This window comes from Streptomyces sp. NPDC057002 (genome assembly GCF_042673825.1).
Classification (GTDB): domain Bacteria; phylum Actinomycetota; class Actinomycetes; order Streptomycetales; family Streptomycetaceae; genus Streptomyces.
Genome location: NZ_JBHURZ010000012.1, coordinates 96287 through 115164, shown reverse-complemented (window position 1 = coordinate 115164; position 18878 = coordinate 96287). Strand labels below are relative to the sequence as shown.

12 protein-coding genes and 1 pseudogene are annotated in these 18878 nt (G+C 70.7%); 6 read left to right on the top strand and 7 right to left on the bottom strand.

All coding sequences use genetic code 11. The features are described from left to right. Window positions 1-21 precede the first annotated feature (21 nt). The 5 genes and pseudogenes from ACFT32_RS41040 (at window position 22) to ACFT32_RS41020 (ending at window position 10135) form a co-directional block, all read left to right on the top strand. Complete coding sequence (locus ACFT32_RS41040; RefSeq protein ID WP_382499379.1) at window positions 22-1449, top strand: glycoside hydrolase family 30 beta sandwich domain-containing protein; 1428 nt, start codon at window positions 22-24, stop codon at window positions 1447-1449. A 102-nt stretch (window positions 1450-1551) separates the two neighbouring features. Further along, window positions 1552-2526 (top strand): annotated as a pseudogene (locus ACFT32_RS41035) (non-reducing end alpha-L-arabinofuranosidase family hydrolase); the annotation flags it as partial. 118 nt (window positions 2527-2644) lie between these two features. After that, entirely contained in the window at window positions 2645-8056 is a 5412-nt protein-coding gene (gene pulA, locus ACFT32_RS41030) for a pullulanase-type alpha-1,6-glucosidase (protein WP_382499378.1), read from the top strand. Between the two features lie 74 nt (window positions 8057-8130). Next, window positions 8131-9750, top strand: coding sequence for a SpoIIE family protein phosphatase (locus ACFT32_RS41025; protein WP_382499377.1), 1620 nt, complete (start codon window positions 8131-8133; stop codon window positions 9748-9750). Window positions 9751-9778: 28 nt separating this feature from the next. Continuing rightward, window positions 9779-10135, top strand: a complete 357-nt coding sequence (locus tag ACFT32_RS41020) for a 5-carboxymethyl-2-hydroxymuconate Delta-isomerase (RefSeq protein WP_382499375.1) — start codon at window positions 9779-9781, stop codon at window positions 10133-10135. Window positions 10136-10147: 12 nt separating this feature from the next. Here ACFT32_RS41020 and ACFT32_RS41015 read toward each other — a convergent pair whose 3' ends face one another. From ACFT32_RS41015 to ACFT32_RS41005, 3 genes are all read right to left on the bottom strand, one after another. After that, complete coding sequence (locus tag ACFT32_RS41015; protein WP_382499372.1) at window positions 10148-10837, bottom strand: TetR/AcrR family transcriptional regulator; 690 nt, start codon at window positions 10835-10837, stop codon at window positions 10148-10150. Window positions 10838-10931: 94 nt separating this feature from the next. After that, window positions 10932-12854 (bottom strand): hypothetical protein, encoded by a 1923-nt coding sequence (locus ACFT32_RS41010; protein WP_382499370.1) that lies wholly within the window; start codon window positions 12852-12854, stop codon window positions 10932-10934. Between the two features lie 48 nt (window positions 12855-12902). After that, entirely contained in the window at window positions 12903-13430 is a 528-nt protein-coding gene (locus tag ACFT32_RS41005) for a tetratricopeptide repeat protein (protein WP_382499368.1), read from the bottom strand. Window positions 13431-13575: 145 nt separating this feature from the next. On the opposite strand from ACFT32_RS41005, the gene ACFT32_RS41000 reads away from it, so the two are divergent. Then, complete coding sequence (locus tag ACFT32_RS41000; protein WP_382499367.1) at window positions 13576-14022, top strand: hypothetical protein; 447 nt, start codon at window positions 13576-13578, stop codon at window positions 14020-14022. Window positions 14023-14077: 55 nt separating this feature from the next. Here the strand turns inward: ACFT32_RS41000 and ACFT32_RS40995 are convergent, their stop codons facing one another. From ACFT32_RS40995 to ACFT32_RS40980, 4 genes are all read right to left on the bottom strand, one after another. Next, on the bottom strand, window positions 14078-15658 hold the full coding sequence (locus ACFT32_RS40995; protein ID WP_382499365.1) for a DUF1996 domain-containing protein: 1581 nt from the start codon (window positions 15656-15658) through the stop codon (window positions 14078-14080). 203 nt (window positions 15659-15861) lie between these two features. Beyond that, window positions 15862-16515: a LuxR C-terminal-related transcriptional regulator gene (locus ACFT32_RS40990; RefSeq protein ID WP_382499363.1), complete on the bottom strand. Its 654-nt coding sequence runs from the start codon at window positions 16513-16515 to the stop codon at window positions 15862-15864. Continuing rightward, the gene (locus tag ACFT32_RS40985) at window positions 16500-17765 is read right to left on the bottom strand and encodes a sensor histidine kinase (protein WP_382499361.1); all 1266 of its coding nucleotides are present in this window, start codon (window positions 17763-17765) and stop codon (window positions 16500-16502) included. Before ACFT32_RS40985 ends, ACFT32_RS40990 begins: the two co-directional genes overlap by 16 nt. Before the next feature lie 102 nt (window positions 17766-17867). Further along, window positions 17868-18878, bottom strand: a complete 1011-nt coding sequence (locus ACFT32_RS40980; RefSeq protein WP_382499359.1) for an SDR family oxidoreductase — start codon at window positions 18876-18878, stop codon at window positions 17868-17870.

Sequence of the window (18878 nt, the reverse complement as noted above, 5' to 3'; positions counted from 1 at the left end):
CATACCACTGGGAGCGCTCCCATGACGGGACGGATCACGCTGCGCGGACTCAGAGGTCTCAGACGGTGGACGGTGACATCCCTGGCGGTGCTGATGACCACCGCCGGTGTCACCGCGGGGGCCTCGCCGACGGACACCCGCGCGGATGCCTCGGCGACCATCGACGGGTCCACCCGGCACCAGCCGATCGACGGCTTCGGCATCTCCGAGCACTTCGGCCGGGCCGAGATCATGCGCGGCTCGCAGGGCCTGCCCGCCCAGCGTCAACGCGAGATCCTCGACCTGCTGTTCAGTCGCGGCACCGGCGTCGGGCTGAGCATCCTGCGCCTCGGCATCGACTCGGGCATCCAGCCGACCGACCCCGGCGGTCCGAACGCGACCCCCAAGTACGTGTGGGACCGCAACGACAAGGGCCAGGTGTGGCTCGCCCAGCAGGCCAAGGCGTACGGAGTGAACCGGTTCTACGCCGATGCCTGGACGGCCCCCGGCTATATGAAGACCAACGGCACCGACGCGAACGGCGGCACCCTGTGCGGCCTGGCGGGCGCGAGCTGCCCGAGCGGCGACTGGCGCAAGGCGTACGCGAACTACCTGGTGCAATACGCCAGGTTCTACGCCCAGGAGGGCATCCGGATCAACGACCTCGGGTTCACCAACGAGCCCGACTGGACGGCCACCTACGACTCCATGCGGCTCACGCCAGCCCAGGCGGTCGAGTTCACCAAGGTCTTCGGACCCGTGGCGCGAGCGGGCGGGTACCAGGTCGTCTGCTGCGACTCCTTCGGCTGGAACCAGCAGAAGAACTACACCAGCGCGATCGAGGCCGACGCGACGGCCCGCGGCTTCGTCGACACCCACGCCGGCCACACATACGCCAGCAAGATCGACGGGCCGCTGCCGACCGGCAAGCGGACCTGGATGTCGGAGTGGTCGCCCGACGGCACCACCTGGAACGAGGCCTGGGACGACGGCAGCGGCTACGACGGGTTCACGGTCGCGGGCGCCGTGCACGACGCCCTGACCAAGGGCAACACCAGCGGCTACGTGTACTGGTACGGCGCCTCGACCGGCGCCACCCGTGGGCTGATCCAGATGGACGGCGCGAACTACCGCGTCTCCAAGCGCCTGTGGGCCCTCGCGAACTACAGCCGCTTCATCCGCCCCGGGGCCACCCGCATCGGCGCCACCACGACCGACGGCAACCTCAGGCTGTCGGCGTTCCGCAACACCGACGGATCGGTGACGGTCGTGGCGCTCAACGCGGCCGGCAGCGCCACCCCGGTCTCGTTCGGCCTGCGGAACCTCGGCTTCACCACCGGGACGGCGACCCCGTACCTCACCAACGGCTCCCAGGGCATGGCCCGGCAGTCGGCCGTGCCGGTCGCCGGGGGATCCCTGAAGGCCACGGTTCCGGCCCGCTCGCTCGTCACCTACACCCTCACGCGTTAGGAGAGACGATGCGCCTGACAAGGCACTTGGGAGTCCTGATCGGAGGCCCCGTCCCTGTTACTGGGTGCCCTGGTGGCGCCGTCCGCCGCGTCCTCGGAACAGCGGGCGGCGGCCCTGCCCGGCAGCTTCAAGTGGAGTTCCAGCAATGTGCTGATCTCCCCGAAGTCGGACGCGAGTCACCAGCTCAGCGCCATCAAGGACCCGTCGGTCGTCTACCACAACGGCCGCTGGCACGTGTTCGCCAGCACCGCCAGCACCAGCGGCGCCTACAACATGGTGTATCTGAACTTCGCCAGTTGGCAGGAGGCCGCCTCCGCGCAGCACCACTATCTGGACCAGACGGCGATCGGCGCCGGGTACAAGGCGGCACCGCAGGTGTTCTACTTTGCGCCGCAGAAGCTCTGGTACCTCGTCTACCAGACCGGCGACAACGCCGCCTACTCGACCACGGCGGACATCAGCAACCCCAAGTCCTGGACCGCGCCGAAGAAGTTCTACGCGAACGGCATGCCGCAGATCATCAGGGACAACATCGGCAGCGGCTACTGGGTCGACTTCTGGGTCGTCTGCGACAGCGCCAAGTGCTACCTGTTCTCCTCCGACGACAACGGCCATCTGTACCGCTCGGAGACCTCGCTGGCCGGCTACCCGAACGGCTTCACCAACACCGTCATCGCGCTCCAGGACTCCAGCAAGTACCGCCTCTGGGAGGCCGCCAACATCTACAAGATCAAGGACTCGAACACCTATCTGCTGCTCAACGAGGCGATCGGCACCAACGGCAAGCGATACTTCCGCTCCTGGACGTCGAACAGCATCGCCGGCACCTGGACCCCGCTGGCCGACACCGAGTCCAACCCCTTCGCGCGCTCGAACAACGTCACCTTCAGCGGCACCCCCTGGAGCCAGGACATCAGCCACGGCGAGATGGTCCGTCACACCAACGACCAGACACTCACGGTCAATCCGTGCCGGCTCCAGTACCTCTACCAGGGCCTGAACCCCTCGGCGAGCGGCCCCTACAACACGCTCCCGTGGCGGCTGGGTCTGCTGACGCAGACCAACTCGACCTGCTGACGGTTCTGCTGAAATTTCTTTCCAACAGTTTCAGGACTCTTGCTGTAAGTGTTTCGGCGGCGATACGGTCGCGCGGGGTCGGACCCGTGAGAGCCGCAATCGCAAGGAGTCCACGTCAGTGATACCGAGATGGCGTGCGCCCTCAAGGCGCCGAACCTCCCGTGCCGGACGGGTCGCCGCGGTCACCGCAACCGCGCTGGCCGCAGCGCTCGTCCAGCCTCTCGCCGCCAAAGCGGCCACCCCACCGGCGCCCCCGTCCGACGCGAAGCTCGCCGCCGAGCCCGCCCGGCACGACGCGACCCGTGAGCAGTTCTACTTCGTCCTCCCGGACCGCTTCGCCAACGGCGACCCGCGCAACGACAAGGGCGGACTGACCGGCTCCCGGCTGTCCACCGGCTACGACCCCACCGACAAGGGCTTCTACCAGGGCGGCGACCTCAAGGGCCTGACCAAGAGGCTCGACTACATCAAGGGCCTCGGCACCACCGCGCTCTGGATGGCCCCGATCTTCAAGAACCAGCCGGTACAGGGGACCGGGGCGAACGCCTCGGCCGGGTACCACGGTTACTGGATCACCGACTTCACCCAGGTCGACCCGCACTTCGGCACCAACAAGGACCTCGAGACCCTCATCGACAAGGCCCACGCCAAGGGCATGAAGGTCTTCTTCGACGTCATCACCAACCACACGGCCGACGTCGTCGATTACGAGGAGAAGTCCTACGACTACCTCTCCAAGGGCGCCTTCCCGTACCTGACCAAGGACGGCAAGCCCTTCGACGACGCCGACTACGCGGACGGCACGAAGAAGTTCCCGCCGGTCGACGCCGACTCCTTCCCGCGCACGCCGGCCGTCCCGGCCGCCAAGAAGAACGCCAAGGTCCCGTCGTGGCTCAACGACCCGACGATGTACCACAACCGCGGCGACTCCACCTTCGCCGGTGAGAGCTCCGAGCACGGCGACTTCGGCGGCCTCGACGACCTGTGGACCGAGCGGCCCGAGGTCGTCGAGGGCATGGAGAAGATCTACCAGCGCTGGGTGCGGGACTTCGACGTCGACGGCTTCCGGATCGACACCGTGAAGCACGTCAACATGGAGTTCTGGACCCAGTGGGCCACGGCCCTCGACGCCTACGCGTCCAAGCAGGGCCGCGACGACTTCTTCATGTTCGGCGAGGTGTACTCGGCCGACACCGCCGTCACCTCCCCGTACGTCACCCAGGGACGGCTCGACGCCACGCTGGACTTCCCCTTCCAGGAGGCGGCCCGCCAGTACGCCTCGCAGGGCGGCAGCGCGCAGCGGCTCGCGGGCGTCTTCGGCGACGACTACAAGTACACGACCGGCAAGGCGAACGCCTACGAGCAGGTCACCTTCCTCGGCAACCACGACATGGGCCGGATCGGGACCTTCCTGAAGCAGGACAACCCCAAGGCCACCAAGGCCCAGATCCTGGCCAAGGACCGGCTCGCCAACGAGCTGATGTTCCTCAGCCGCGGCAACCCCGTCGTCTACTACGGCGACGAGCAGGGCTTCACGGGCGCGGGCGGCGACAAGGACGCCCGGCAGAGCATGTTCGCCTCCCGTACCGCCGACTACCTCGACGACGAGCAGATCGGCACCGACCGCACCCACGCCGAGGACGCCTACGACACGAGAGCGCCGCTCTACCGCCGGATCAGCGCTCTCGCGAAGCTCCGCAAGGCCAACCCGGCCCTCACCGACGGCGTCCAGCAGGAGCGGTACGCGGCCGACGGCCCGGGTGTCTACGCCTTCTCCCGTACGGACGCGCGCACCGGCACCGAGTACGTCGTCGCCTTCAACAACGCCGCCGAGAAGAAGACCGCGACCTTCGCCACCGGCTCGGCCGGCATGGCCTTCAAGGGCGTCTACGGCACCGGCGCCTCTCTGAGGAGCGACGGCGACAAGAAGCTCACCGTCACCGTCCCGGCCGGTTCGGCGATCGTCCTCAAGGCGGCCGGCAAGCTCGCCGAGCCCGCCACGAAGCCGACGATCAGCCTGAAGGCCCCGGCGGCCGGCGCCACCGGCACCGTGGAGCTCTCCGCCGACGTCGACGGAGGCCGGCTCAACCGGGTCGTCTTCGCGGCCCGGACCGGCAACGGCACGTGGCAGACCCTCGGCTCCGCCGACCACGCCCCCTACAAGGTCACCCACACGGTCGCCAAGGACGTAGCGGCCGGCACGGCCCTGCGCTACAAGGCGGTCGTGGTCGACTCGGCCGGCCGCACCGCGAGCGCCCTGGCCGCCTCCACCACCGGCACCCCGCCCGTCGAGGAGCCGCCCGGCGCCTTCTCCCGTGACTACGCGATCGTCCATTACAAGCGCACCGACGGAAACTACGCCGACTGGGGCCTGTACGCCTGGGGCGACCTCGCCGACGGCGAGGCCACTCCATGGCCCGAAAGCCACCCCTTCACCGGCCGTGACGCCTACGGCGCCTTCGCCTACGTCAAGCTCAAGCCCGGCGCCTCGAACGTCAGCTTCCTCGTCATCGACAAGGACGGCGACAAGGACGTCTCCGCCGACCGCACCATCGACGTCACCAAGACCGGCGAGGTCTGGATCGAGCAGGGCAAGGAGACCGTCCGCACGGAGAAGCCGGCCGCCGACTATCCGGCGCCCGACAAGACCAAGGCCGTCCTGCACTACCACCGGGCCGACGGGAACTACGACGGCTGGGGCCTGCACGTCTGGACCGGCGCCGCGAACCCCACCGACTGGTCGAACCCCCTCAAGCCGGTCAAGACTGATACCTATGGTGCGGTCTTCGAGGTACCGCTCACCGACGGTGCCACCAGCCTCAGCTACATCCTCCACAAGGGCGACGAGAAGGACCTGCCCTCCGACCAGTCGCTCGACCTCAAGGCCAACGGCCACGAGGTGTGGCTGGTGAGCGGCCAGGAGAAGTACCTGCTCCCGCAGCCGGCCGGTGCCGCGGCCGCGCTCGACCTGACCACGTCCAAGGCGGTCTGGGTCGACCGGAACACTCTCGCCTGGAACGGCTCCGACGCGGCCGCCTCCACCCAGTTGCTCTACGCCCGCGACGGTTCGATCGAGGTGAAGGACGGCGCCCTCACCGGTGACGCCAAATGGCTGCGCCTGGCGAAGACGGAGCTCACCGACGCCCAGAAGGCCAGGTTCCCGCACCTGAAGGCGTACGACGCCTGGACCGTCGACCCGCGCGACCGCGACCGGGTCCGCGAGGCCCTGCGCGGCCAGGTCGTCGCCACGCAGCATGCCGCGAACGGAGCCGTGCTCGCGGCGACCGGCGTCCAGATCGCCGGCGTCCTCGACGACCTGTACTCCGGTGCGACCAAGGCAGACCTGGGACCGACGTTCTACCAAGGCCGCCCCACGCTCTCCGTATGGGCACCGACCGCGCAAGGGGTGTCACTGGAGATCGGTGACGCCACCGTGCCGATGAAGCGCGACGCCACCACTGGCGTCTGGTCCGTCACCGGCCCGAAAGCCTGGAAGGGCAAGCCCTACCGGTACGTCGTGAAGGTCTGGGCCCCCAGCGTCCGCAAGGTCGTCACCAACAAGGTCACCGACCCCTACTCCCTCGCCCTCACCGCCGACTCCGAGCGCAGCCTCGTCGTCGACCTGGACGACAAGGCCCTCGCGCCGAGCGGCTGGGGCGCCCTGAAGAAGCCCGAGGCCGTACCGCTCCGGGACGCCCAGATCCAGGAGCTGCACATCCGGGACTTCTCCGTCGAGGACCGCACGGCGAAGCACCCCGGCAGCTACCTCGCCTTCACCGACAAGGACAGCGACGGCTCCAAGCATCTGCGCGAGCTGGCGAAGGCGGGCACCTCGTACGTCCACCTGCTGCCCGCCTTCGACATCGCCACCATCCCGGAGCGCAAGGCCGACCAGGCGAGCGTCGACTGCGACCTCGCCTCCTACCCGGCCGACTCCGACAAGCAGCAGGAGTGCGTCGGGAAGATCGCCGCGAAGGACGCCTACAACTGGGGCTACGACCCGTACCACTACACGGTCCCCGAGGGCTCCTACGCCACCGACCCGGACGGCACGGCCCGCACGGTCGAGTTCCGCAAGATGGTGAAGGCGCTGAACGACGACGGACTGCGGGTCGTCATGGACGTCGTCTACAACCACACCGCGGCCGGCGGCCAGGAGCGGACGAGCGTCCTCGACCGGATCGTGCCCGGCTACTACCAGCGGCTCCTCGCCGACGGCTCGGTCGCCAACAGCACCTGCTGCGCCAACACGGCCACCGAGAACGCCATGATGGGCAAGCTCGTCGTCGACTCGATCGTCACCTGGGCCAAGGAGTACAAGGTCGACGGCTTCCGCTTCGACCTCATGGGCCACCACCCGAAGGCCAATATCCTCGCGGTCCGCAAGGCCCTCGACGCGCTCACCGTGGAGAAGGACGGCGTCGACGGCAAGAAGATCATCCTCTACGGCGAGGGCTGGAACTTCGGCGAGATCGCCGACGACGCCCGGTTCGAGCAGGCCACGCAGAAGAACATGGCCGGCACCGGCATCGCCACCTTCTCCGACCGCGCCCGCGACGCCGTGCGCGGCGGCGGCCCCTTCGACGAGGACCCCGGCGTCCAGGGCTTCGCGTCCGGCCTGTACACCGACCCCAACTCCTCGGAGAACAACGGCACTCCGGCCGAACAGAAGGCCCGCCTGCTGCACTACCAGGACCTCATCAAGGTCGGCCTCTCCGGCAACCTCGCCGCCTACCGGTTCACCGACACCGACGGCAAGGAGGTCACCGGCGCCGAGGTCGACTACAACGGGCAGCCCGCCGGCTACGCGGACGCCCCCGGCGACGCCCTCGCCTACGCCGACGCGCACGACAACGAGTCCCTCTTCGACGCCCTCGCCTTCAAACTGCCCGCCACGACGAGCGCGTCCGACCGCGCCCGTATGCAGGTCCTGGCCATGGCGACGGCCACCCTCTCCCAGGGCCCGGCCCTCTCCCAGGCGGGCACCGACCTGCTGCGCTCCAAGTCCCTGGACCGCAACTCCTACGACAGCGGCGACTGGTTCAACGCCGTCCACTGGAACTGCGCCGACGGCAACGGCTTCGGCCGCGGCCTGCCCCCGGCGGCCGACAACGCCGACAAGTGGCCCTACGCCAAGCCCCTGCTGAGCAGGGTCAAGGTGGGCTGCGAGCAGATCGAGGGCACCTCGGCCGCCTACCGCGACCTGCTGCGGATCCGGGCGGCCGAACGGGACTTCTCCCTCGGCACGGCCGAACAGGTGCGGTCCCGGCTCTCCTTCCCGCTGTCCGGCAAGGAGGAGACGCCCGGCGTGATCACCATGCGGCTCGGCGATCTCGTCGTCGTCTTCAACGCCACACCCGAGCGGCAGGAACAGCGGGTCACCGCGCTCGCCGGAACCGGCTACCGGCTGCACCCGGTGCAGGCGGCGGGGGCGGACCCTACCGTCAAGTCGTCCTCCTACGCGGCTGAATCGGGCACGTTCGCCGTTCCGGGGCGCACGGTCGCCGTCTTCACCCGGGCCGCCGAATAGCGCACTACGTTGGACGGTGCGGGCCGCGACCGGCGGTCCGCCCCCCTCATGTACGGCCCGAGGTGCTCCTCGAGATGGACGGCAACGGCACACAGCACACCCCCGGCACCACCGTGCTGGTCGTGGACGACGTCGCGGCCAGCCGGTATGCCATGGGCGCGGTGCTGAGCCGGGCCGGCCACCGGGTCGTGCCCGTCGCCAGCGGCGGCGAGGCGCTCGTCGAACTCGACGTCCGGCTCCGCGACGGCGCCCTGCCCGACGTGGCCCTCGTCGACGTGGGCCTGCCGGACATGAGCGGCTTCGAACTGTGCCGCCGGCTCCGGGCCCTGCCGCCCATGGCCGCCCTGCCCGTCGTGCACTTCTCGGCCGCCGCCACCGCGCCCGGCGACCGGTGCCGGGGGCTCGACGCGGGCGGCGACGCCTATCTGACCGTGCCCGCCGAACCGCTGGAGATCCAGGCCGTCGTCCGGGCCGCCGTACGCGGAGCGCGCCGCACCACGGGCGCCGAGGCCGTCGTCCACCGGCTGACACTGCTGTCCGAGGCCATCATCACGGTGCAGACGGCGCGCTGCCCCCGGGAACTCGCCGCCGCGGCCGCCGACGGCGCCGCACGCCTCACCGGCTCGCCCGCCGTGGTGTTCGTGATCGCCCCGGACGGCGAGCCCTACCAGGGCACGGCCCGAAGCCGCCCCGCACCGACGGACAGCGGCGCGCACCAGGCGGCGGCACGCCTGGCCGCCCGGCTCGCGGAGGGCCGTACGGGTGTGCACAGCACCGTCGTCCCCGCACCGCTGTGGCCGGCCGGGATCTTCCGGCCGGGCGTCGAGGAGGACGCCCTCCTGACCGTGGCGACGGCTCAGGACGGCCGTACGGCGGTGTGCCTGGCCACGCCCGTCCGGCGCGCGGCGATCACCGGGCCCGCGGACGACGGGCTGCTGGCCCGGCTCGCCCAGGCCGCGGCGCTCGCCGCCGAACCGCTGCTGCTGTACCAGGTGGAGCGGCACGTCGCCCTCACCCTCCAGCACAGCTTCCTGCCCCGGCCGCACAAGCTGCCCCATCTGCCCGGCGTCGACATCGAGGTCCGCTATGTGCCCGCCTCCCGGCAGACCGAGATCGGCGGCGACTTCTACGCCGCCCTGCGCACCGCCGACGGGGTGCTCACCGCGGTCGGGGACGTGGTCGGGCACTCGCTGGACGCCGCCACCGTCATGGTCGAGATACGGCACGCGCTGCGCGCCTACTGCGTGGACGAGAGCGACCCGGTCGTGCTGGCCGAGCGGCTCGACCGGATGCTCCAGCGGTACCACCCCGACATCACGGCCACCGTGTGCCTGGCCCTGGTCGACCCCGGCAGCGGACGGGTGCGGATCGCCAACGCCGGTCACATCCCGCCGCTGATCCTGCGCGACGGGGGCGGCGCGCAGTACACCGACGCGTGCGGTCCGCTGCTCGGCCTGGGCCTGGAACGCCCCCCGGCGACCGAGCACCACCTGACCCCCGCCGACCGTCTGCTCATGGTCACCGACGGCCTCATCGAGACCCGCGGCATCCCCCTGGAGACCTCCCTGGAACAGCTCCGCACAGCCGCCGCCGACGCCCCCACCGCCCTGGACACCCTCTGCGACGTGCTCCTCGGCTGCTTCGGCCACGAAAGAGAGGACGACATCGCCCTGCTGGCCCTCCGGTTAGGGTGACCCCGTTGGCCGCCCAGAAGGAGTACTGATGCCGCAGATCACCGTCGACTATTCCGCCGACCTCGCGGACGGCTTCGACCGGCCCGGATTCGCCAAGGCGCTGCACGAGGCGACCGTCGACATCGCGGCCGCCAAGCCGCCGGCGTGCAAGAGCCGGTTCCGCCCCACCGAGGACATCGTGGTCGGACCCGACACCGAGGGACATGCCCATGTGCACGTCCACATCGCACTGCTCGCCGGCCGCACCGAGGACACCAAGGCCCGGCTCACCGAAGCCGCGCTGGAGCTGCTGCGCAGGTATCTGAAGACCGCCGACGGAATCGTGCTGCACGCCTCCGCCGAGGTGCGCGACCTGGACGCCTCCTACCGGAAGTTCGAAGGCTGAGGCTGCGCGGGCTCAGGTCGCCAGCGTCAGGAGCCGGCCGGCCAGGTCGGCGAACGGACCGTCGGCCGGCTCCTCCTTGAAGATGCGGCGCAGCAGGGCGCCCATCTCGGTGTCGTAGGCGGCGCTCACGGAGGCCAGCGCGGCGAAGTCGTGCACGAGCTGGCTCTCCAGCTCCTCCCGGGGGATGCGCCGGCCGTCCAGCCAGATCAGCGCCGTCGACTCGGCGAGCGAGATCCAGGAACGGACGACCAGTTCCAGACGCGCGGGCGGATCGGTCACGCCCAGATGCGAAAGGATCTGGACATAGGCGGCCTGCCGTACGGAGTCGACGAGCGCGTTGGTCGTCGAGGAGCCGACCGCGGGTCCGCCGCGCATGAGGGCGGAGAAACCGGGCCCGTGCTCGTCCACGAAGTCGAAGTAGCGGCCCATCACACGATGCAGCCGCGCCCCCAGCGGACCTTCGTGCGGCTCCACGAACCGAGCCGCGAGTTCGTCCGCCGCCCGCTGCAACGCGGCCTCGTACAGGCTGAGTTTGCCGGGAAAGTAGTGATAGACCAACGGCCGCGAAATGCCCGCGGCCGACGCTATCTCGTCGATGGAGACCTCGTCGGGCGAGCGGCGGCTGAACAGTTCGAGGGCGACGCCGATCAACTGCTGCCGCCGCTCCTCGACTCCCAATCTGCGGCGAACCCCGGTACTCATACGAACACCTTACCGATCGATTCCAGCCTCGAACGGACCGGATCGATCGCGGAAGTTCACCCGGGTGCACCGGGCGGGCACGAGAACGGCCCTGTCAGCGCAGCCCGCCGAGTGAACGCCCGTCCCGCAGCGTCCCCTTCAGCTCGGCTCGCGCCCCCTGCTCGCCCGGCAGGGTCAGCCGACTGCCCCGCGCCGACCCGCTGATCCCGCCCGTCGCCCGGATCGACTCGGTCTGACGGCTGCCCGCGGCCAGCAGGTACCAGGTGCCCGCCTCCGACTTCCACAGCACCCCGGCCAGCACCTGCGGGTCACGCGCCCCGCACGCCGGGACGTTCTCGGCCTTCGCCGCCACCGCCCCGTACCTCCCGCCCGGCGTGTGGAACTGCGCCAGCACCCGCGCCCCGCCGCCCCGCCAGGTCTCGGCCCGCGTGCACACCCACGCCGCCGAACCGCTCGCGTCCGGCAGCGGCTGCTCGTTGAACGCCCAGGCGTTGACCGTCCGCACGCCCGCGGAGCGCACCGAGCCCAGTGAGCAGGCGTACGGCTGCCAGGTGCGCAGCGCCGCCGCGCCGGACGCCTCTCCCGGAGAGCCGGGCCGGCCGCTGGTGAGCCGGGCCGGGACCAGTTCGCCGAGGTCGCTCAGCAGCCGGGTCCGCTTGCCGTCGGCCAGTTGCAGCACGTTCCACGACGTGCACGGACCGGACCTGAGGGCCGGGCTGGCCATGGGCGTGGTCACCCCGTCGGTGAGGGCGAGGTCCATCGACCCGGAGCCCGGCTTCAGCAGATCCCGCTCGCCCGCCTTCGACACCCAAGGGGCCGTCAGATAGCGGACGTTGCCGTCGGACCGGCCCAGGACCACCGCGCTCGCCTCGGCCCGGCCCGCGCCGTCGACCCGGGCGAAGTCGAGGGCGGCGCCCTGTGTGCCGTCCTCGGGCTCGGCGTACCGGGCGATGCGCAGACCGTCGTAGAGGATCACCACGCGCGCGGCGTCGACCGTCCCCGCGTACAGCAGCTGGGGCGGTCCGGCCGGGCCGCCGGACAGGGTGCCGGGCGTCGCCGACACCTGGACCCGCTCGCCGGGGCGTGCCCAGACGGCCAGGGCGCGGCGCAGCAGGGCCGTGTCGCCGGTGAGGCCGCCGCGGGCCGGCCAGACGGAGAAGTCGGTGCGCGCCGAGCTCTGCCACGCGGCGGGATCGACCCGGGTCAGTTTCGCCGGGTCGAGGGCGGCCTGGGCGGCCGGGTTGCGCGCGTACGGGGGTGCGGCGGCGCCGTCGGGACCCCAGCCCTCGCCGGGCAGACCGAGCAGTGCCCCGCACACCAGCAGCGCCGCCCCGGCGGCCAGCGCGGCCTTCAGGTGCTGGCGGCGCCGCATCAGGTCGGTGGGACGGGCCTGCAGCGAGCAGGGGTCGAACTCGGGGGAGTCGAGCAGCCCGTACTGCGCGGGGATCCCGTCGGCCTCCAGCAGCGCGCCGTCCGCGTCGGCGACACCCGCGGCCGTGAGCACCTTGCGCACCCCGTCGTCCGCGAGCCGCTCCACGCCGCGCAGCGCGTAGGCGGCCCGGGCCGGTCCCGACAGGGTGGACAGCCGCTGGTCCAGGGCGAGTTCATCGGCGCCGCCCGACCGCGGGAACAGCTTCAGGCCCCACACCTGTGGCAGCAGCGGCGGCAGCTGGGACCGCTTGGGCCATGCCTTGCGCCGCAGCGGCAGCCCCGCCTCCAGCGCCGTACGCAGCACCTGGAGGCGGACCAGGGCGTAGCCCGGGTCGCCGTCACGGCCGGTCGACTGGGCCGGGATGACCGGTGCCGGTGTGCGGTTGCGGGGGAGTGCGCGCTGGGTGAGGGCGTGGGCGGTCACGACACGCCTGCTGCGGCCCAGGCCCGGTGGCAGCACCAGATAGGCGAGCCGCACGAGCCGCGGGTAGTGCTCGACGAGCGCGGCCTCGGCCTGCTCGACGTCGACGACCGGGCCGGCGGGGGAGGAGGGTGCGGGGCGCTGGGCGACATCCTGTGACTGCACGTTCAGCAGAACGAGCGAATGGTTGGATGGTCACCTGACCGCGGAGCGTCACGCCCGCGGCTGCTCCCGCGGCTCCACGAGCAGCCGGGCGTAGTTCGCCATCGACCGCTGGTAGCGGGGCAGATGCGGGGCCAGGGCGCCGAGGGCCAAGGACAGCGCCTCACGGTCCCGGCCCAGGCTGGACAGGCACAGAGCGAGACAGGCGCGCACCGGGTCGTCCAGCTCGTCGGACGGGGCGACCAGCTCGGGCGAAAGCAGGGCGACGCCCTCCTCCGCCCGGCCGATGTTCCGCAGCGAGCTGGCGAGCTGGATCTTCGTCCGGCGGGCCTTGTAGGGGCTGACGTCGGGGAGTCCGCGCCGCAGCGCCTCCTGGTACAGCGGGACCGCCCGGTCCGAGCGGCCCGTGGAGTCCCAGGCGCAGGCCTGCTCGAACGGCCCGAGCGGGCTGCCCTCCGGCAGCTCGGCGACGAGGGCGTCGACCTCGGCACGGAAGCGCGCCTCGTCCGCTTCCTCTTCGGCGTACTCGTCGAAGCGGGCCCACAGAGCGGCTACGCGATCTTCCCAGTCCTGGTTCACCGTGCCACCCTCGCACAGGCGTGCCTACGGAGGCAGCGGAAATTGAGCGCTATGGGCTCCGCAGCCGTATCGAAGGCGAGAGCCCTTGCCGGGGCTCCGTGCGGCATGCGTCCGGACCGTGCCGTGACAAGGACCGGAGGAACAGATGAGGGTGACCCGACCGATGCTCGCGCTGAGCGGCGCGGTGGCGATACTGGCGCTGGCCGGCTGCGGATCCGGCGGCAAGGACGAGGCAGCCGTGCCGAAGGAGGTGAGCGGCAGCCTGGAGCACATCGCGGCCGAGGCCAAGTGCAAGCCGAACATGCAGACCGACGCCGACACCATCCGCCAGGCCCTCTGCAAGAAGGGCAAGGAGAAGTACGTCCTCGCGACCTTCTCCACCGACCGCGGCCAGCGCGAGTGGCTGAACGGCGCGAAGGACTACGGCGGCTACTACCTCGTCGGCCGCAAGTGGGTCGCCGTGGGCCAGCAGAAGACGGTCACGGCGCTGCAGAGCACCCTCGGCGGGACCATGGAGGAAGGGTCCGAGCACATGAACCCCGGCGGCAGCCACAACAAGGGCGGTCACGACGGTGGCGGCCACAGCGGCTGAGCGTGAGAAAGCCGGCGGTGGGAATTCCCACCGCCGGCTTTCTACTGGCTGAGGACTACTGGCAGTTCTCGCCGTTGTTGATGCACTGGACCATCTCGTTCATCACGTTCTCGTCGAAGAAGTTGATGAAGTCGTTGTGGTCCGTGATCGGCTTGTGCAGCTGCTCCGGGAAGGAGTCCACCGCGAAAGCGTTCTGGACCTGTCCATTGTTGATCTGCGGCGCCTGCACGTCGTAGACCAGACGGACCTGGAGCTGCGGGATGGCCTGGAAGCCGTTCGAGCAGCTGCCGTCCGCTTCCACGAAGTCCACGTGGGTGCGGTGGTTGGCACTGTCGATGTTCTGGCCGTCCCAGCAGCTCTGGAAGTTGGACAGCCGGACCATGCTGCTGCCGTCGGGGCAGATCGGGTACTTGTCCGTCACCTGACGGTCCTCGAAGCCCGTGCAGGTCCAGGACGTGTTGGCGTTGTTCAGGCCGTTGGTGAAGGACTTCGCGTCACCGGTGATGATCCGCAGGGCCTTCGGCATGGCGACGACGTCGCTCGTGCGGTTGCCCACGAACTTCAGCTCCGCCTGCGCGGGCTCGACGATCTTGCCGACGTTGCCGTCCTGGCCACCGCCGGGCTGACCCGCGTCGATGTCGTCCGAACCGTCCTGGATCCGGATGACCGGCCAGAAGTACGTGGACTTGTCGCCCTGGTTCTGGCAGGTCGTCTCGCCGTTCTCCAGGTCCTCGTCGCTCGCGAAGGCGTTGTTGGCCTGGTTGCCGACGTAGTCGTGCTGGTGCTGGGCACCGTTGGACACGCCGGGCGCCACGATCACGTTGTCCGAGTTGCGGTTCTCGTTCTCGTTGGTGCCGCACTGCGTGGTGAACGTGCCCGTGGAGCCGCCGTCACCGTTCGCCGCGAGACCGTTCGGCAGGTTGCGGGAGTTCGGCTGGACTTCCTCGATGTTGACGAAGTCCGCGGCCGCCGGGCCGTTGCCGCCCTGACCGCCGTTGCCGCCCTGGCCCTGGTCCTGACCCTGGTCCTGACCACCCTGGTCCTGGCCCTGGTCCTGACCGTCCTGGTTCTGGCCGTCCTGGTTCTGACCGTCCTGGCCGTCCTGGCCGTCCTGGTTCTGGCCGTCCTGGTTCTGATCGCCCCCGGCCTGGCCGTCGTTGGTGTTCGCGTCGGCGTTCATCCCCTGGCACTCGGCCATCTGGGCGAGGTTGTCCGGGGCCTGGCCACCAACACGCTTGATGTTGATGCCGATCCGGTCGATGGCGGCGGTCCGCTTCGACTTCAGCGGGCCGAGGATGGCGTTGTTGACGAAGCCGGAGTCACCGGCCTGGGCCTGACGCGTGGAGGCGAGCCGGGTGTAGGCCTCGCTGATCTGCTTGTCGAGGTTCGCCAGCTCCTTGTCCACGCCCTGGCGAGCGCCGTCCGGCACGTCGGTCAGGCTCTGTCCGACGTCCGGGCACTGGATCGTGGCGACCTGCGCACCCGCGGACTTCGTCTGGTTCGCCGAGTTCTCCTCATGCGCCGAGGCATAGAAGTTTGCCCAGATCAGCCCGCCCCCACCGAGCGCTAGGGCCGCCGATGCGGCTATGGCCTTGGTGGCCATCGGCGTCCGGCGTTTTCTTGTGTTGCGTCCCATGGAACTCCTCTGACTTCCTTTTTCGGGGGCATCGAGGCGCCCGACAGGAGTGAAGCGGCTCCCTTCCATACGGAGGTGGTCCCAGGGGTGTTCAGATGTCTCTGAAATTGATGCGAGATTCGTGAGGGCTCTGTGTTCTCAACAGCCTATTCGGTACCGGCAGTTGCTGATCCCCCACAGTCGGTGAACCAGCGGGTCCGCTTTCACCGGCCCTGGTCGAGATAGGCCAGAACCGCCAGCACGCGGCGGTTGTCGTCGTCCGAGACCTCCAGTCCCAGTTTGGCGAAGATGTTCGCGGTGTGCTTGGCGATGGCCCGTTCCGTCACCACCAGCCGCCCGGCGATCGCCGCGTTGGTCCGGCCCTGCGCCATCAGCTCCAGCACCTCCCGCTCCCGGGGCGTCAGCCGCGCCAGCGGCCGGTCGTCGCCCGACCGGCGCGCCAGCAACTGCTGGATGACCTGCGGATCCATCGCCGTACCCCCGGCGGCGACCCGCCGTACGGCGTCCACGAACTGCTCGGCGTCGAACACCCGGTCCTTCAGCAGGTACCCGACTCCGCCGCTGCCGTCGGCGAGCAGCTCACGCGCGTAGAGCTGCTCCACGTGCTGGGAGAGCACCAGCACCGGCAGGCCGGGCCGCTCGCGGCGGGCGTCGAGCGCGCACTGGAGCCCCTCGTCGGTGTGCGTGGGCGGCAGGCGCACGTCGACCACGGCGACGTCCGGTTCCAGCTCGGCCAGGGCGGCGGCCAGTTCGGGACCGGACTCGACGGCCGCCGCGATCTCGAAGTCGTGCGCCTGGAGCAGCCGGACGAGTCCGTCGCGCAGCAGGAAGAGGTCTTCGGCTAGGACAACGCGCAAGGGATCTCCATGGTGACCATGGTGGGACCGCCCGCGGGGCTGCTGACGGCCAGGACGCCGTCGAATGTACCGAGCCGCCGCTCGACTCCGGAGAGTCCGGAACCGGCTTCGATCACCGCACCTCCCTTGCCGTTGTCGGTGACGGACACCCGCAGCATCCCGTCGGCGTGGTGCAGGTCGGCCCAGATCCGGTCGGCTCCGGAGTGCTTCACCGCGTTGGTGAGGACCTCGCTGACGGCGAAGTAGGCGGCGGACTCCACGGGCGCCTCCGCCCGCCCGGGCAGGTCCACGTTCACCTCGGTGGTCACCGGCAGCCGCAGCGCCAGCGCCCGTACCGCGTCGCCGAGCCCGCGTTCGGCGAGGACCGGCGGATGGATGCCGCGCACCAGCTCGCGCAGTTCGGCCAGGGCCTCGACGGACGACGTACGGGCCTGCGCGATCAGTTCCCTGGCCTTGGCCGGGTCCTTGTCGAGGAGCGCCTCGATGGTCCCCAGGTCCATGCCCACCGCGACGAGCCGGGCCTGGGCCCCGTCGTGCAGGTCCCGCTCGATGCGCCGCAGCTCGGCGGCGGAGGTGTCGACGGCGTCGCGCCGCGTCTCGGTCAGGACCCGCACCCGCTCGGCCAGTTCGCCCTGGCCGGAGCCCAGGACGGCCTGGGTGAGCCGGAAGTGGACGTCCAGCAGCCGGGTGGTCAGGAAGTGCGCCAAGAACAGGACGACCAGGCCCAGGAGGGCGGCACCGAGCGCGGACACCTGCCCGGTGACCTTGACGAAGCCGTACCAGTAACCGTCGGGGAAGACCCGCCACAGCCCGGCCCCGAGCGCCAAGCCCTCCAGCGGATACAGCCACAGCGCGGCCGGCAGCAGCGCGGTGAGGAAGCCGGCCGTCATGTCGACCGGCAGCCACATCAGGTCCCGCCAGGTCGCCGGGTCGCGCAGCATCCCGAACGTGGCCGCCCACGGGTTGGCGTCCTTCGGCAGCGGCCGGTACGCCGGCGGGATCCGCACCCCGCCCCACTCCGCCGCGAGCACCCGCCGCCAGTTGGCGAACGCCCGCACGCCCTTCAGTACGTACGGCGTGGTGACGAGCCCGACGCCGATCGGGATGAGCCCGATGGACACCAACGACAGGGTGAAGCACAACACCGCCCCCGGCAACGAGACGAGGGCCACCCCCAGCCCCCGTAGCGCGGCGAGCGCGACGCCCCGCCCCTTCGCTCCCCTGTAACCGCTCTTCGTGTCGATGGTCATGACGTCAGTCTTGCCGAGCGGGGGAGCGGGGTCACTGGGCCGGGACACCCGGTCAAGGGGTGGTGCTACGTACACCTCAGGAGGCACAGCGGTGCGGGGGGTTCATACGTCTCCGCCGGCCGCGAGCACCTTCGCCTCCACCTCCGGGTCGAGCCCCGAGCGCGGCCGGTCCGGCCGCTGGGGTGCCGTGCCGCCGATGTCCTGGAGCCAGTTCCAGGTGTCGGTCACGGTCTCGGCGACGGGCCGGCAGCTCAGTCCCGACTCCACCGCCCGGGAGACGTCCGCTCTGTGCAGGGCGTCGTGCAGGTCGCTGCCCGGCGGCACCCACACCGGCAGCTGGGTCCACGGCTCGATGCCCGCTTCCAGGATCACCTCGGGCTCGGTCCACCGCGGTTCGGCACCGCCGCCGGTGACCCGTACACACGCGTCCAGCAGTTCGCCCATCGTGGCGTGTCCCTGCGGACCGGCCAGGTTGAACGGCCCGCTCAGCTCCCGCTCGGCGGCGAGCAGGATCCACTCGGCCAGGTCCCGGACGTCCACGTACTGAAGAGGCAGCTCGCGCGGGCCCGGGGCGAGTACCGGACCACCGCGCGCCATGCGGCCCAGCCACCAGGGCAGCCGGCCGATGTTCTCGTACGGGCCGAGGATCAGCCCGGCCCGGACGAGCACCGACCGGTCCTCGCCGAAGGCGTCCAGCACGGCCAGTTCACCGCCGCGCTTGTCCTGCGGGTACGCGGTCTGCTCCGCGTCGGCGGCGGCACCTTCCACCAGGGGCGCGTCCTCGTCGTACCCGGCGGGCGGGGCCCATGTGTACACCGAGCAGCTCGACACGTACACGTACCGGCCGGCGCGGCCCCGCAGCAGCCGCGCTGTGTCCCGCACCGCCCGGGGCTCCGCCGACCAGGTGTCGACGACGACGTCCCACTCGCCCGGGTCGTCGGCGAGGGCGGCGAGACCGCCGGGCGCGGTGCGGTCGCCGAGCAGCGACCGCGCGCCCGCCGGAGCCTCGTGCCGTCCCCGGTGGAAGACGGTCACCTCCCAGCCCCGTCCCAGGGCCGCCTCCACGACGGCCCGACCTGCGAACTCCGTACCACCCAGCATCAGTAGCCTCAT